Below are 14,621 nucleotides of genomic sequence, written 5' to 3'. Positions count from 1 at the left end.
TGGTGTAGTCAGGAATAGAGGCCCAGCGTCAGCGCGCTGAAGATGCAAACAAGCAGGCACAGGCGCACCAGCGCCGGGTGCCACGCGCGACGGTACAGGCCGGCGTGACCCAGCACCCAGTCAAGCGCGCCTTGCAGCAGCAGGCTGGCCAGGAACAGCGGCAGCAGGGTGGGAATCAGGATGCCGAAGACGGCGATTTCACGCGGCATGGCGGGCTCCGGGGCTGTGGCTGGCGCCAGCGCTGGGTTGCTGCAGCTGGTCCAGCAGGCAGGTGTAGATCGCGTGCAGATCGGTCAGTGCGGTGCGCAGGCGGGCGCTCCGGCCGGGCGCGGCATCCGGCAGCGCGGTGCGCACGGCTGTGCCGGCGCGCAGCACGGCGCCGACGGCGGTGGCGCAGCGTTCCTGCGACGGCGCCTTGAAGTAGGCCGCCAGTGCCGACACGCAGTCCTGCAGTGCGCTGCGGGCCTGGCTGCGGCCGGCTTCGCCGACCAGTGCGCGCAGCTCCAGCACCGAATGCCCCAGTTCCAGCAAGGTCAGGCCTTGGCGCACCACTTCGCGCGCGCCCTGTCCAGGCGCCGGCCCGGAGGCGGCGTTCAACTGGCTGAGCAGGTCGCGCACGCGGCTGTCGAAGCGGTGGCGGATCGCAGCCAGGCGCGGCGCGCCGGCGCGCCATCGCAGCGGCGGCATGGCGCGCAGCGGTGCGGTGCAAGTGGCCAGCGCTTCGCGCCACAGCGCGGCGGCCACATGGTCCTTGTGGCCCATGGTGTGCTCGGGCAGCACCACGGCGAAGATGGCCCAGGCCAGCGCCACGCCCAGCGGCATGGCCAGCGTGGTGTTGAGGAAGGCGGCCACGTCGTAGTGCGCCAGGTTCAGCGGGGCGATCACCTGCGCGCTGAACAAGGTGACGCCGATGCCGATGCCGGCGCGCTTGGGATCGGTGATCAGGTAGGCGCCCGCCGCGAACAGCGGCGCCGCGGCCAGCACCAGCATCGGGTAGCCGCCGCCCGGCATGACGAGCAGGAACTCGGTCAGGAAGGACAGCGGCCAGGCGATCAGGAAGCCGGTCATCACCTGCTTGATCATGGCGGTGGGGCGCGGCGACGAGGATGCCAGTGCGCAGAAGATGGCCGTCATCAGCACCGCATTGATGGCGTAGGGCCATGCCATCCAGTACCAGACGCCGGCCACGGCCAGCAGCGCGGTTGCCGCGCGAAAGCCGCTGGCCAGCACGATGGCGGGCGGCGTCTTGGGCATGTAGGCCTGGGGCTCGCTGGCCTGGCTGCGCTTGCGCCGGGCCAGGCCGTGGTAGACGGCGGCGAACTGGCCGAACTGGCGCGCAAAGCGTTCCAGCAGCTCGATGGCCGTTTCAAAGTCGATCCGGTGCGGCGGTGCTGGCGCCCCGTTGCTGGACCCGGGCGCGGAGCCGGGCGCGGGCGCATCGCGCTGCGCCGGGCCGCCTGCGTCCGCGGCCTCGGCCCGGGCAGCGGCGATCGCGGCGGCCAGCGCGCTCTGCATGTCGTCCAGTGCGGCGCCTTGCAGGGCGTCTCCGCGCGCCAGGGCGGCAGCCAGCCGCGCCAGCAGCGGTTCAATCAGCGCCGGCACGGGCGAGGCCGCATCCTGGCGCAGGCGGTGGGTCAGGCGGTGCAGGGTATAAAAGGTGGTGAGCGCGGCCATGAAGGCGTTGTTGAAATCGTGCAGCTGGCGGGTGTGGGCGCGCGCGTGCGCGGCTTCAAAGAAGGCGGCGGCGCGGCCGGATTCAAGCGCGGCGATGTCGGCGGCGAAGCGCAAGTGCGCCAGCTCGGTTTCGGCCGGCGGCGCCTTGTGCTCCAGCACGTCGCGGCAGAAGCCGAGGAAGCGCAGGTAGCGCGCCTGCACGGTGCGCATCACTTGCGCGCTCTGGTGGCGCGGCAGCAGCGCGTCGTGCACGACGGTGGCGCAGATCACCCCCAGGCTCACCTCCACCACGCGCGTGACGGCCAGCGCGAAGGCGCCCGCCGGGTGATCCAGCGCGGGGATGGCGATCATGGCGGCGGTATAGCCGGCCAGCACGAAGCTGTAGGATTGCTGGTTGCGGTACATGGCCGCGCCGCAGGTGCAGGCCGCGATCCACAGCGCCAGGCCGAGGAACAGCAGCGGCGCCTGCTGCGGGCACACGGCCACCAGCAGCAGCGCGCTGGCGCAGCCGACCACGGTGCCGAGCAGGCGGTAGAAGGCTTTCTCCAGCACCATGCCGCTGCTGGGCAGGGCCAGGATGAAGGTGGTGGTCATCGCCGTGGTGGGAGAATCGAGGCCGAGGCGGAAGGCCAGCCACAGCGCGGTGAAGGCGGCCAGCAGGGTCTTGGCGACGAACAGCCAGCGTTCGCCCTCGGTGGCGGCCCAGTCCCCGGTCAGCCGCGCCAGATTGTGTTTGATTTTGCAGGGGGCCGGGTCCAGGGTCATGTTTTCAGGTCAGGTCAACTGACGTTCTCTAAGTTTTCCAGCTGTCGCTTGAACAGCTGCTCCAAAAGCTTGCGGTCTTCCGCGCTGTAGCCGTCGTAGGCGCGGGTGGTGCGGGCCCAGACTTCGGGCATGACTTGTTCGATCAGCTTGCGGCCGCTGTCGGTGAGCGAAATCATGACGCAGCGGCGGTCGCCGGGCCGGTTGCCGCGCGTGATCAGGCCTTGCGCTTCGAGGTCGTTGCACACGCGCGTGAGGTTGGCCGGCTTTTCCATGCAAGCCTCGCCCAGCGTGGACGCGGTCGACGTTTCATCGTCCGAGCCGTACAGCACGGCCAGCACCATGTAGCTGGCGTCCACCAGGTCGTACTTGCGCAGCGCCGCGTTGGACAAGTCCTTCATGCGCTTCTGCACGTGGTACGTCAGCCGCATCAGGCGCATCATCTCTTCCGGAAATTCCGGTATGCGCGCGTGGATGTTTTTAAGGCGCTTGTTGGTCGCGTCGAAACTGCTCATTGCGCTCTCCTCTCCCTGTACGAAAGCCTTGATTGTACTATCGTTGTATCAGGGCAAATCCTGTTTAATTCCTCCCCCCAGCGCGGCCATCAGCGCCGCGTAGCTATCAAGACGCTTGCTTTGCACCTGCACCATCTGCTGCTGTTCGGCCAGCAGTGTCAGGCGCGCCTGCAATACGCTGAGCGCATCGGTCATGCCGGCCCGGAAGGCGCGGTCGGCCAGCGCGTGCGCTTTGCCGGCCGAGGCCAGCGCCTGTTCGGCCAGCTGGCGCTGCTGGTCAGCCGAGCGCGCCTGGGTGACCGCGTTGGCCACCTCGGCCAAGGCCTGCACCAGCGTGGCGTTGTATTGTTCCACGGCCATGTCGTACAGCGCGTTGCTGCTGCCCAGCTGGGCGCGCAGGCGGCCGCCTTCGAAGATGGGCAGGCCGATGGCGGGCGCCACGCCGCGCGTGGCCGACTGGGCGCTCAGCAGGCGGCTGAAGCCCAGCGCCTGGAAGCCGGCGAACGCCACCAGGTTGATGTTGGGGTAGAAGTCGGCGCGCGCCACGCCGATGCGTTTGGCGGCCGCTTCCACGCGCCAGCGCTGGGCCGCCAGGTCGGGCCGGCGCGCCACCAGTTCAGCCGGCAGGGCGCTGGGCAGCAACGCGCCGCGAGCACCGCTGTCCAGGGTCAGCACTGGCCGGGCGATGGTGTCGCCATCGCCCGGTCCCTGGCCGATCAGGGCCGCCAGCTGGTTGCGCAGCAGGGCGACCGCTTCGGCCGCCTGTTCCCGCTCGCGCCGTCCGGCCGGCAGCGTTGTTTCTATAGTGGCCACGTCGATGTCGCTGGCCAGGCCGGCATTGCGGCGGCGCTTGGTCAGCTCCAGGATCTGCCGGCGCTGTTCCAGGCTGGCCGCCACCGCGTCCTGCATGGCCCAGGCGCTGGCCAGCTGGATATAGCTGTGCACGATGGCCGTTTGCAGCGCCAGCCGCACCATCTGCGATTCGGCGGCGGCCATCTGCGCCTCGTGCAGCGCGGCGGCCAGCGCGTCACGGTTGCGGCCCCACAGGTCCAGGTCGTAGGACGCGGTGATGTTCACCGTGGCCTTGGTGGCGTAATTGCCGGCCAGCGGCGCCGGCACCGTGCTGTGCGCGGAATAGCGTTCGCGGTCGATCACGGCGCTGCCGTCCACGCGGGGCAGGCCGGCCGCTTCGGCCGCGCCGGCCAGCGCCTGCGCCTGGCGCACGCGTGCCAGGCTGGCCTTCAGGCTGGGATTGCCCTCCAGTGCGCGCGCCAGCAGGCGGTCCAGCTGCGGATCGTTCAGCGCCTGCCACCAGGCCTGCCGCGGCCACGCTTGCTGCGCGGCCCGGCCTGCCGCGGCGGCTTCTCCGATGGCGGCGCCTGCGTTCAGCTGCACCGGGTCCAGCTTGCGCGCCTGCGGCGGCGCGACCTTGTCCATGCCGGCGCAGGCGGCCAGCAGCAGGGCGGGGGCCAGCAGGGCGAGGGGACGCAGCAAGCTCATCGGCACGGTCGATGCGGGCTTACTTGGCGATGTGCTTGCGGGTCTGGGCGACGTCCATGTCGGCCTCGGTTTCGATCAGGGTGCCGTTCTTGCGGGCCTCGATCACTTCGGCGATGACTTCGGCGCGGGTGCGGCCGGTGCTGGGCTGGGACTGCCTGGTGTCCGCTGCGGGGGGCGAGGCCGGCGCGGTGGCTTGGGCCGAGGCGGCGGTTGCGGCGGCAAGGGCGAGCGTGGCGATGGCGGTCTTGATGAGGGTGGTCATGATGGTTCTCCTGATGAAGTGAAACAAGTATATCACTGAATAGTACATTTGTGAAATAAGTGAAAACCACAAGGCCTTGCACTGGTCGGTCGCGCAACCGGCTGGCCGGCAGGGCGGCGCGCGCCATGCCGTGATGCGCGCCGTTTGCGCTGCCGCTTTGCTACAGTCGATGCATACGCATTCTGGCTTATGGAGGCAATCATGGCAGGCAGCAGTACACTGGATCCCGATAATTTCCCCACCGCACCAGACCGCACCTTGGGACGCGGCCACGGCACGGGCGCGCTGGGACCGAGCGACAGTTCGGACTCCGGCAGCGATGTGAAGGGCGGCACCGCGGCGCGGGAGCTGGGCGACGCGGACCTGGACAGCGACACCGATTCGCGCGGCACCGGCGAGCGCGCCGAAGTGGGGCGCGAATCGGTGGAGCAGGACGGCAGCGATATCGATGTCGACCACGTTGAAACGGTCCCGCTGGTGGACCTGGAAGGCGACGAGGACAGCAGCGCCGGGGACCGGCGCTGAGCGGTAGTCCCGGTCAGGAGGCGGCGGACATCATGTCCGCCAGCCAGTCCACAAACACCCGCACGCGCGGCGACAGCTGGCGCTGGTGCGGGTACATCACCGACACCGGCATGGCCGGCGGCCGGCAGTCGTCCAACACCTCCCGGAAGCTGCCGTCCCGCAGCTGCGCGGCAACGTGGTAGCGCGGCAGCTGGATCAGGCCCAGGCCGTCGGCGCAGCACAGCACGTACGCTTCCGCGTTGCTGACCGACACGGAGCCCGGCAGCGCCACGCTGCGCGCCGCGCCGTCCACCATGAAATCGAACGGGAAGGTCTTGCCGCTGGCGATGGAATGGAAATTCACCGCGCGGTGCCGCGCCAGCTCGTCGAGCGTGCGCGGCGTGCCGTGCCGCTCCAGGTAGCCCGCGCTGGCGCAGGTGACCTGCTGCAGGCTGGCCACGCGCCGCGCCACCATGCTCGAGTCGCGCAACTCGCCGCCGCGCAGCACACAGTCCACGCCTTCGCGCACCAGGTCCACCAGCCGGTCGCCCATGCCGATTTCCAGTTCGATGTCCGGGTAGCGGGCGAAGAATTCGGACAGCCGGGGCAGCACGAAGTGGCGTGCCAGCGTGCCCTGCAAATCCACCCGTAACTTTCCGCGCGGCAGCACACCGCTGTTGCCGAAGCCGGCCTCGGTTTCCTCCACGTCCGCCAGGATGCGTACGCAGCGCTGGTAGTAGGCCTGGCCGTCCAGCGTGGCGCTCACGTGGCGGGTGGTGCGCTGCAGCAGGCGCACGCCCAGGCGCGCTTCCAGCTGCTTGATGGTGTGGGTGGCGGTGGCGGCCGGCAACTGCAGCTTGTCCGCCGCGCGGCTGAAACTGCCCAGTTCCACTATGCGCGTGAACAAGCGCATGGCGTCCAGTCTGTCCATGATTATTGGTGAATATTGAATTGTGATAGTGATTCTAGTGCATTTATTGACCATGGTGGTTAAGTGATACTGGCTTCACTGCAGCACACAACCCAAGCAAGGAGCCTCATCATGAACAGTACGAACAAACAAGTTGCCATCGTCACCGGCGCGTCGCGCGGCATCGGCGCCGCCATCGCCCAGCGCCTGGCGCGGGACGGCTACGCCGTGATCGTCAATTACGCCGGGAATGCGGCCGAGGCGCGGGATGTCGTCGGCGCCATCGAGGCGCACGGCGGCGATGCGCTGGCCGTGAAGGCCGACGTGTCCGACGCGGGCGCCGTCAAAGCCATGTTCGACAGCGCCGTCGAACGCTTCGGCCGGGTCGATGTGCTGGTGAACAACGCGGGCATCATGCCGCCCTCGCTGCCGTCGCTGGCCGACACCGACGACCAGACCTTCGACCGCCTGTTCGCCGTCAACGTGAAAGGCACGTTCAACACGCTGCGCGAGGCGGCCACGCGGCTGGAGCAGGGCGGGCGCATCGTCAACTTTTCCACCAGCGTGATCGGCCTCGGCTTGCCGGGCTATGCGGTGTACGGCGCCACCAAGGGCGCGGTCGAGGTGATGAGCAACATTATGGCCAAGGAACTGCGCGGCAAGAACATCCGCGTGAACGCCATCGCCCCCGGCCCCACCGCCACCGACCTGTTCCTGAACGGGAAGTCGGACGAGGCCATCCAGCGCATGTCGAACATGGCGCCGCTGGAGCGCCTGGGCACGCCGGCCGACATCGCCGCCGCCGTCGCTTTCCTGGCAGGCCCGGACGGCGCCTGGATCAACGGCCAGACCCTGCGTGCCAACGGCGGCCTGGTCTGACCTGCGCGCCTGGAATTGGCCTGACCGCTAATTAACCCTGACCCCATTTTGCCTTGGAGAATAGCTATGAAGAAATCGATCGTTCCGGTGACCGGTGCGGCGGCCGGAATCGGACACCTGGCCGTGAAGGCGCTGGCGCTGGCGGGACGGCCGGCCGACGCGGCCACCGTGGCGGCTTGCTCGCGCTACGACGGGCTGCCGGACCAGGTGGGCGCGGAGATAGCGCGTATCGTCGGCTTGCCGCACGGCGCGCGTCCGTTGCGCTCGGTGGTGGATTTTATCGACCACGGCGCGGCGGCGGTGACGGAGGTGGCCGAGCGGGCGCGCATCGAGTTCGCGCAGCGCATCGGCATTGCGGACTTGCTGCAGCCAGGCCTGCAATGAGGCGCGCGGCAAGGGCGCGCCGGCCATGAAGCAGTCCACCACCCATCTGCACCTGCTGCGCAACACGCTGTTCTTCACCCGGCTGGAACGCAGCCAGCTACAGTGGGTGATCGCCCATTCCACAGAGTGGGAGGTGCAGCCGGGCACGGAGATCAGCAAGCGGCTCGATGCGGCCGACCATCTGTGGGTGCTGCTGGACGGGGGCTGGCAAGTGGCGCAGCGCGGCAGGACTTACCCCGCCGGCCATGCCGACAGCCGCCTGGTGGCCACCACCCATAGTTATGTCATGCCGATCCGGCGCAGCGACTTCGACGAGATGCTCAAGCGCGGCTTTGACTTCGATGCGCATCTGCGGCAGGGCGCGGCGTTCTACGCCGGGACGGCCGACTGATGCGTACTGTACCAAGGTACAAGTTACAATCTGGCCCCGGAGCGCTAGCATCGCTGGCACAAGGGAAAATCCGGGCGGGATCATGGGGACAGTTTCAAACTTGGCGGATCGCTGCACGCTGGCGGCGCGGCGTTGTGCCGCGCGCCTGGCGGACACCTGCTTGCCGCGCGCGCTGTTGCAGCGCATCGCCAACCGCCGCGTGTCCATCGCGCTGATCGTCAGCCTGGCGCTGGCGGCCCTGGTGACGGTGGTGCTGCTGGCGTTCGCGGTGCTGTCGTACAACCAGGAGCGCGACGAGCGCTGGCGCGGCCTGCACCGGGAGCTCGACGCCAGCGCCGACCAGCTGACCGCCGCCATCGCGCTGCCGGCCTGGAACTTCGACGACAGGCAGATTGTCGCCATCGTCAGGGCCAGCCTGAATAACCGCGACCTGTACGGCTGCTCCGTCACCCTCAGCAACAAGATGCAGTTCGTTTTCCTGCGCAATGCGCAGGGCGTGCTGGAGCAGGTGGCGCAGCCGCCGGACATCCCTGCGCTGCGCACGGCCGAACGCCAGATCCGCATGGCGGGCCGCGAAATCGGCGTGGTGAAAATGTATGTCACGCCGCAGTACGTGCTGCAGACCTTGCGCGAGCGCCGCATTGCGCTCGGTTTCGCCATCGTGGCGCTGGATGTCACGCTGGTGCTGGGCGTGTACCTGCTGTTGTGGTACCTGATGCTGAAACCGCTGAAACTGGTGGGCGAGTACGCCGCCAGCGTGAAGGCGGGCGATGGCGCCGGCAAGGGACCGCACCAGTCGCTGTTCCTGGGCGAACTGAAAACGCTGAACGAATCGATCCTGGAAATGGTGGCGCTGCTGGACCAGCGCTACAGCGCCATGCAGGCCAGCGAGGAGCGCCTGGCGATCGCCACCGACGCGGCCCATATCGGCATCTGGGACTGGGACGTGGACACCAACCAGCTGCTGTGGGACCGCGAGATGCACCGCCAGTACGCCGTGCCGCAGGGCGGGTTCGACAACACGCTGACGGCGTGGGAGCAGCGCCTGCTGCCGGAAGACCTGGCGCGCGTGAACCGCCTGGTGGCGGAGGTGCAGCGCGGCGAGCGGCATTACACGGTCGAGTTTCGCATCCGCTGGCCGGACGGCCAGCTGCGCCACATCAAGGCGGCCGGCAAGGCCTTCCGCGACGCCGGCGGCGCGCTGCGGCGCCTGGTGGGCGTGAATTACGACATCACCGACATCAAGCAGGCGGAGGAGGAGCTGCGGCGCCACCGCAACCACCTGGAGGAACTGGTGGCCGAACGCACCGAGGCGCTGTCGGTGGCGGTCACGGAGGCGAAGGCGGCCAACCGCGCCAAGAGCGTGTTCCTGGCCACCATGAGCCACGAGTTGCGCACGCCGCTGCATTCGGTCATCGGCTTTTCGCGCCTGCTGGCGGACTCGCAATCCATGACGGAGGAAGAGAAGCGCAACCTGGGCGTGATCAACCGTTCGGGCCAGCACCTGCTCACCCTGATCAACGACTTGCTGGAGCTGTCCAAGATCGAGGCCGGCCGCATCACGCTGCAGTCCACCGTGGTGGCGGTGGAGGGCGTGCTGCGCGAGGTGATGGACATGCTGGGCGCGCGCGCGCGCCAGGCGGGCCTGCACATGACGCTGGACTGCCACGGCCTGCCCGCCGCGGTGCAGATGGACGGCGCGCGGCTGCGCCAGGTGCTGCTCAACCTGGTGTCGAACGCGGTGAAGTTCGCGCAGCAGGGCAGCGTGATGCTGATCGCGCGCGCGCAGCCGCTGGCGGGCGGGCGCCACCGGCTGTCGTTCTCGGTGCGCGACACCGGCAAGGGGATCGCCAAGGCGGACCAGCAGCGCATCTTCGAGCCTTTCGTCCAGACCGACAACACCGGCGCGCAGGAAGGCACCGGCCTGGGACTGACCATTTCGCGCGAGTTCGTGCGCATGATGGGCGGTGCGCTGGAGGTGGAGTCTGAACTGGGCCGGGGCGCCGAGTTCCGCTTCACCATCGACGTGTCGGGGGCGGATTATGTGCCGGGCGAGGCGCTGAACGTGGTGGAGGCGCTGGAAGCGTCGCAGCGCGGGCGCCGCATCCTGGTGGTGGACGACAATGAGGACAGCCGCCACCTGATCGACAGCCTGCTGTCGCCGTTGGGCTTCGAGGTGGAGCTGGCGGACGATGGCGCCGCCGGGCTGGCGGCGCTGCGGCGCGCAACCCCGGCGCTGGTGTTCATGGACTGGCGCATGCCGGGCCTGGACGGGCTGGCGGTGATACGCCAGCTGCGCGCCGAGGCGGCGCTGGCGCAGCCGCGCGTGGTGATGATGACCGCCCATGCTTTCGAGGAGGAGCGGCGCGAAGCGCTGGCGGCCGGCGCCGACGAGTTCCTGTGCAAGCCCATCGAGCAGGATCGGCTGTTCCAGGTGCTCGAGCAGCAGCTGGGCGTGCGCTTCCGGCGCCGCCAGCGGCTGCCGCCGGCCCAGCGCGCACCGCTGACCGAGGCGCGCCTGGCGCTGCTGCCATACGAGGTGCTGGTGGCCATGCGCGAGGCGCTGCATCTGCTGTATCCGGCGCGCGCACTGCAGCTGCTGGAAGCCTTCCGCGCCGACCACGGCGACACCGTGCTGGCGGTGGAGGCCATGCTGGCGCAGCACCAGTACCCGCAGCTGTGCAGCATGATTGAGTCGGTGTGCGCGGAGCAGGCGCGCTGAGGCGGCCGGTCAGCCGCGCCCGCGTGCGCCACTTCAAGGCGGTGTAAGGCGGCTGTTTTGCCGTTCGTCGCAGCTATTGCCGCTTCGTCGCAAACTGCTGCGGTGGCAGTGCGCATATTGATAAGCTGGCATCCTGCTGAGATCCAAGGAACGCCATGCCTGGTTTGACACTGAAAATGACGGCGCGCGACTGGCGCGCGGGGGAGCTGCATCTGCTGCTGGCGGCGCTGGTGGTGTCGGTTGCCGCCCTGTCGGCGGTGGGCTTCTTCGCCGACCGCATCCGCAACGGCATGCAGCGCGACGCCAGGCAGGCGCTGGCGGCTGATCTGCTGGTGAGTTCCGACGCGCCGCTCGATCCAGCCCTGCGCGCGGACGCCGCGGCGCGCGGCCTGCGCGCTGCGGCCACCACCTCCATGGTCAGCATGGCCACGGCGGGGCAGGGCGATGAGGCGCGTTCGCAGCTCGTATCGCTCAAGGGCGTGTCCGATGGCTACCCCTTGCGCGGCGCGCTGGCGTTCGCCCCGGCCAGCGCGCCCGCCGCTGCGGCCGAGCCTCCGGCGCCCGGCACGGCCTGGATCGATCCCGCCCTCGCCAGCCGGCTCGCGCTGCATAGCGGCGGCAAGCTGCGCGTCGGCGACGCGGAATTTACCGTCGCCCGCGTGATTGCCGTCGAGCCGGACCGCCGCTTTTCCCCTGTCAACCTGTCGCCGCGCGTGATGCTGGCCGAGCGGGACCTGCCCGCCACCGGCCTGCTCGCGCCCGGTGTGCGCGCCACCTACGGCCTGCTGCTGGCTGGCGAGCCGGCCGCCGTGGAAGCCTTCCGCGCCGCCCTGCAAGCCCGCCTCGCCGCCGCCGACAGCAGCAATGTGCGCATCCAGACCGTCAAGGACAGCAGCGCCGCCCTGGGCCAGACGCTGGACCGCGCCAGCGCTTTCCTGTCCCTGGTCAGCCTGCTGACAGCCATGCTGGCGGCAGCCGCCATCGCCATGGCCGCGCGGCGCTACATGCTGCGCCACATTGACGCCTGCGCCATGCTGCGCTGCCTCGGCTTGCGCCAGTCCCAGGTACTGCGGCTCTACCTGACCGAATTCCTGGTGCTGGGCCTGGCCGGCAGCGCTGCCGGCGTGCTGGCCGGCTACGCCGGCCACTTGCTGTTGCTGGCATGGCTGGAGCCATTGCTGCCGGCCGGCTTGCCTGCCGCCGGCTGGGCGCCCGCCTTGCAAAGCCTGGCTGCAGGCTTGATCCTGCTGGCCGGCTTCGCGCTGCCGCCGCTGCTCCAGTTGCGCGACGTGCCGCATGCGCAATTGCTGCGCCGCGAACGGCACGCGCCGCGCGGCGCCACGCTGGCCGCATGCGCCTTGGGCGCCATCATGTTCTGCGGCCTGATGCTGTGGATTACCGGCGACGCCGCCCTCGGCGCCGTCAGCGCGGCCGGCTTCCTGCTGGCGGCCCTGCTGTTCGCCGCCGCAGCCTGGCTGGCCCTGAAAGCGCTGGGCCGCCTGCGCGGCGCATTCGGCAACCCGGCCTGGCGCTTCGCCGTCACCGCGTTGCAGCGCCGGCCCGGCGCCAGCGTCGCGCAAACCGTCGCATTGGCCATCGGCTTGACGGCGCCGCTGTTGCTGACTGTGGTGCGCGGCGATCTGCTGGACGCATGGCAAGCCGCTACCCCGGCCAATGCCCCCAACCACTTCATCGTCAACGTGCAGCCGGACCAGGTGCAGGATGTCGCCTCGCGGCTGCAGCACTACGGCAGCCCGGCACTGCACCCCAGCATCCGCGCGCGCCTGCTGGCGGTCAACGGCAAGCCGGTGCGTGGCAAGGACAACAAGGAAGCGCTCGGCCACGCGGACGTGGACCTGTCCACCGCCGCCGCGCTGCCTGCCGCCGACACGGTCATCGCCGGCCGCTGGTTCGATCCCACGTCGAACAAGGCTGAAGCATCGCCCGACGAGGGCATTGCGCAGGCATTCGGCATCCAGCCTGGCGACAGCCTGAGTTTCGATGCCGGCGGCCTGCCGCTGCAAACCGTGGTGAGCAGCGTGCGCAGCACGGACCGCCGCGCGCGTACGCCCAGTTTCGAGTTCATGCTGAACAGCGTGGCGGCGCAAGGCCTGCCGCGCACTTACGGCGCGGCTTTCCACGTGCCTGACAATGACCGCAAGGTGGCCGACCGCCTGGTACAGGACTTCCCCAATGTCACAGTGTTCGATTTTGGCTTCCTGGTGCGCCAGATGCAGGCGGTGCTGGCGCAAGTGAGCGTGGCAGTGGAATTCCTGTTCCTCTTCACGCTCGCGTCCGGCCTGCTGGTGCTGTACGCTGCACTGGCCGGATCGCAAGATGAGCGCAAGCGCCAGGCAGCCTTGCTGCGCGCGCTGGGCGCCACCCGCAGCCAGCTGGCGCGCGCGCAGTGGATGGAGCACCTGCTCACCGGTGCACTGGCCGGTCTGCTGGCGGCGGCATGCGCCACGCTGTGCAGCTGGGCGCTGGCGCGCTTCGTATTCGAACTGCCCTGGCGCTGGCCGCTGCTGTTGTGGGCGGCGGGCCTGGCGGCGGGATCGGCCAGCGCCGTCGCCGGCGGCTGGCTGGGCCTGCGCAACGTATTGAATCAACCGCCGCTGCTCACGCTGCGGCAAGCTTAAGGAGATGCAAATGCAGTCCATCATAGAAGTGCGCGGCCTGGGCAAGCGCGTAGCCGACGCCACCGGCGAGCTGACCATACTCGACGACGTGAACTTCAGCGCCCGGGCCGGCGAGACGCTGGCCATTGTCGGCGCGTCGGGCTCCGGCAAGTCCACGCTGCTGGGCATCCTGGCCGGCCTCGATACGCCCAGCAGCGGCACCGTGCGGCTGGACGGCAGCGACATCTTCGCGCTTGACGAAGACGGCCGTGCCGTGTTCCGCCAGGCCAAGCTGGGCTTCGTGTTCCAGTCCTTCCAGCTGCTGCCGCACTTGACTGCGGTGGAGAACGTGATGCTGCCGATGGAGCTGCGCGGCGAAGGGCATGCGCGGGCGAAGGCGGAGGCGATGCTGGAGCGGGTGGGGCTGTCCACCCGCCTGCGGCACTATCCGAAATACCTGTCCGGCGGCGAGCAGCAGCGCGTGGCGCTGGCGCGCGCGTTCGTCACCGAGCCGCCGCTGCTGTTCGCCGACGAGCCTACCGGCAGCCTGGATGCGGCCACCGGCGAGGCCGTGATGCAGCTGATGTTTACCCTGAACCGGGAACGCGGCTCGACGCTGGTGCTGGTAACGCACGACAGCAAGATCGCCGCGCGCTGCGGCCGCACCGTGACCATGGCCGCCGGCCGGCTGTCCGGGCAGCTGGCACGGGAGGCCGCATGATGTCCCGCGCTGTCCTGGGCGCTTGCTGCATGGCCGCCCTGGCCACCATGGCGGCTGTCCCCGCCCGCGCCGACGGCCTGGCCGACCTGAAAGGCGCCCTGGCCCGCTTGCAGGCGCAAACGCCGCTCAAGGCCACGCTTGAGACCAGGACCTGGCGCCGTACCGGCGAGGGAAAGGATGCCGAGGAATTCTCGGGCCATGCCGCCGTGGCGCTGGAAGACGGCAGCCAGGGCATGCGCCTGCAATATAGCCGCGACTTGCTGTCCCGCATGGACGGCGAGCAGCAGGCTGTCGCCAAAAATCCCAACGCCAGGACGCCGACCTTGTACGCCATGCGCGAGCTGGGGCCGGACGATTTGCGGCCCATGGTGTCCGCCGCCGAAGGCCTGGCGCGCCAGCTGGAGCGCGGCACCTTCAAGAGCGAGAAGGCCGCCGCCTACGGCGGCAAGCCGGCGCGCCAGCTGACCTTCAATGTGCCCGTGACCACGCTCAGCGACCGTGACCGCAAATACATCAAGGACTTCAGCGGTTCGCTGGAGGTGTGGATAGGCGCCGACGGCACGCCCATGGCCAGCAGCCTGAATCTGCACGCCACCGGGCGCGCCTTCGTGGTGGTGAGCTTCGAATTCAAGCAGGAAGAGCAGAGCGTGTATGCGCTGGCGGGCGACCGCCTGATGATCGCCCGCAAGGAGAGCAAGACCAGCAACGCGGGCGCCGGGGAGCGGTCCGAGGACCGCATCATCAAGACGCTGCAGCAGGGCTGAACCGCCAGCCCCGCC

14 protein-coding genes are annotated in these 14,621 nt (G+C 69.4%); 8 read left to right on the top strand and 6 right to left on the bottom strand.

What is annotated here, in order from left to right; translation table 11 throughout:
• Positions 1-8: 8 nt before the first annotated feature.
• Genes AC6H42_RS21005 through AC6H42_RS20985 form a run of 5 tightly spaced genes read right to left on the bottom strand, consistent with a single transcriptional unit; the run spans position 9 to position 4,713 of the window.
• Positions 9-209: a DUF1656 domain-containing protein gene (locus AC6H42_RS21005; protein ID WP_057158884.1), complete on the bottom strand. Its 201-nt coding sequence runs from the start codon at positions 207-209 to the stop codon at positions 9-11.
• The gene (locus AC6H42_RS21000) at positions 199-2,439 is read right to left on the bottom strand and encodes an FUSC family protein (RefSeq protein WP_497548867.1); all 2,241 of its coding nucleotides are present in this window, start codon (positions 2,437-2,439) and stop codon (positions 199-201) included. The genes AC6H42_RS21005 and AC6H42_RS21000 overlap by 11 nt, the downstream gene beginning before the upstream one ends.
• Positions 2,440-2,453: 14 nt before the next feature.
• On the bottom strand, positions 2,454-2,951 hold the full coding sequence (locus tag AC6H42_RS20995; RefSeq protein ID WP_057158882.1) for a MarR family winged helix-turn-helix transcriptional regulator: 498 nt from the start codon (positions 2,949-2,951) through the stop codon (positions 2,454-2,456).
• A gap of 48 nt (positions 2,952-2,999) precedes the next feature.
• On the bottom strand, positions 3,000-4,451 hold the full coding sequence (locus AC6H42_RS20990) for an efflux transporter outer membrane subunit (protein ID WP_497548866.1): 1,452 nt from the start codon (positions 4,449-4,451) through the stop codon (positions 3,000-3,002).
• A gap of 19 nt (positions 4,452-4,470) precedes the next feature.
• Positions 4,471-4,713, bottom strand: coding sequence for a DUF4148 domain-containing protein (locus tag AC6H42_RS20985; protein WP_057158880.1), 243 nt, complete (start codon positions 4,711-4,713; stop codon positions 4,471-4,473).
• Positions 4,714-4,914: 201 nt separating this feature from the next.
• On the opposite strand from AC6H42_RS20985, the gene AC6H42_RS20980 reads away from it, so the two are divergent.
• On the top strand, positions 4,915-5,238 hold the full coding sequence (locus tag AC6H42_RS20980) for a hypothetical protein (RefSeq protein WP_497548865.1): 324 nt from the start codon (positions 4,915-4,917) through the stop codon (positions 5,236-5,238).
• Between the two features lie 13 nt (positions 5,239-5,251).
• On the opposite strand, the gene AC6H42_RS20975 is transcribed toward AC6H42_RS20980, so the two are convergent.
• The gene (locus tag AC6H42_RS20975; RefSeq protein WP_497548864.1) at positions 5,252-6,148 is read right to left on the bottom strand and encodes a LysR family transcriptional regulator; all 897 of its coding nucleotides are present in this window, start codon (positions 6,146-6,148) and stop codon (positions 5,252-5,254) included.
• A gap of 111 nt (positions 6,149-6,259) precedes the next feature.
• Here AC6H42_RS20975 and AC6H42_RS20970 point away from each other — a divergent pair, with 111 nt between their 5' ends.
• From AC6H42_RS20970 to AC6H42_RS20940, 7 genes are all read left to right on the top strand, one after another.
• The gene (locus AC6H42_RS20970) at positions 6,260-7,006 is read left to right on the top strand and encodes a glucose 1-dehydrogenase (RefSeq protein ID WP_200954130.1); all 747 of its coding nucleotides are present in this window, start codon (positions 6,260-6,262) and stop codon (positions 7,004-7,006) included.
• Positions 7,007-7,072: 66 nt separating this feature from the next.
• Positions 7,073-7,390 (top strand): Rossmann-fold NAD(P)-binding domain-containing protein, encoded by a 318-nt coding sequence (locus AC6H42_RS20965; protein ID WP_057158878.1) that lies wholly within the window; start codon positions 7,073-7,075, stop codon positions 7,388-7,390.
• A 25-nt stretch (positions 7,391-7,415) separates the two neighbouring features.
• Positions 7,416-7,781, top strand: coding sequence for a cyclic nucleotide-binding domain-containing protein (locus AC6H42_RS20960; RefSeq protein WP_057158877.1), 366 nt, complete (start codon positions 7,416-7,418; stop codon positions 7,779-7,781).
• A 100-nt stretch (positions 7,782-7,881) separates the two neighbouring features.
• The gene (locus AC6H42_RS20955; RefSeq protein WP_497548863.1) at positions 7,882-10,503 is read left to right on the top strand and encodes an ATP-binding protein; all 2,622 of its coding nucleotides are present in this window, start codon (positions 7,882-7,884) and stop codon (positions 10,501-10,503) included.
• 155 nt (positions 10,504-10,658) lie between these two features.
• The gene (locus AC6H42_RS20950; protein ID WP_497548862.1) at positions 10,659-13,142 is read left to right on the top strand and encodes an ABC transporter permease; all 2,484 of its coding nucleotides are present in this window, start codon (positions 10,659-10,661) and stop codon (positions 13,140-13,142) included.
• 10 nt (positions 13,143-13,152) lie between these two features.
• A complete protein-coding gene (locus AC6H42_RS20945) occupies positions 13,153-13,842 on the top strand; it encodes an ABC transporter ATP-binding protein (RefSeq protein WP_057158875.1) in 690 nt (229 codons plus the stop codon).
• Positions 13,839-14,606 (top strand): hypothetical protein, encoded by a 768-nt coding sequence (locus tag AC6H42_RS20940; RefSeq protein ID WP_229418400.1) that lies wholly within the window; start codon positions 13,839-13,841, stop codon positions 14,604-14,606. Before AC6H42_RS20945 ends, AC6H42_RS20940 begins: the two co-directional genes overlap by 4 nt.
• Positions 14,607-14,621: the final 15 nt, after the last annotated feature.

The sequence above is a fragment of the Massilia sp. NBRC 108631 genome (assembly GCF_059704565.1).
Note: the sequence above shows the minus strand (reverse complement) of the source record. Positions and strands in the feature narration are given on the sequence as shown.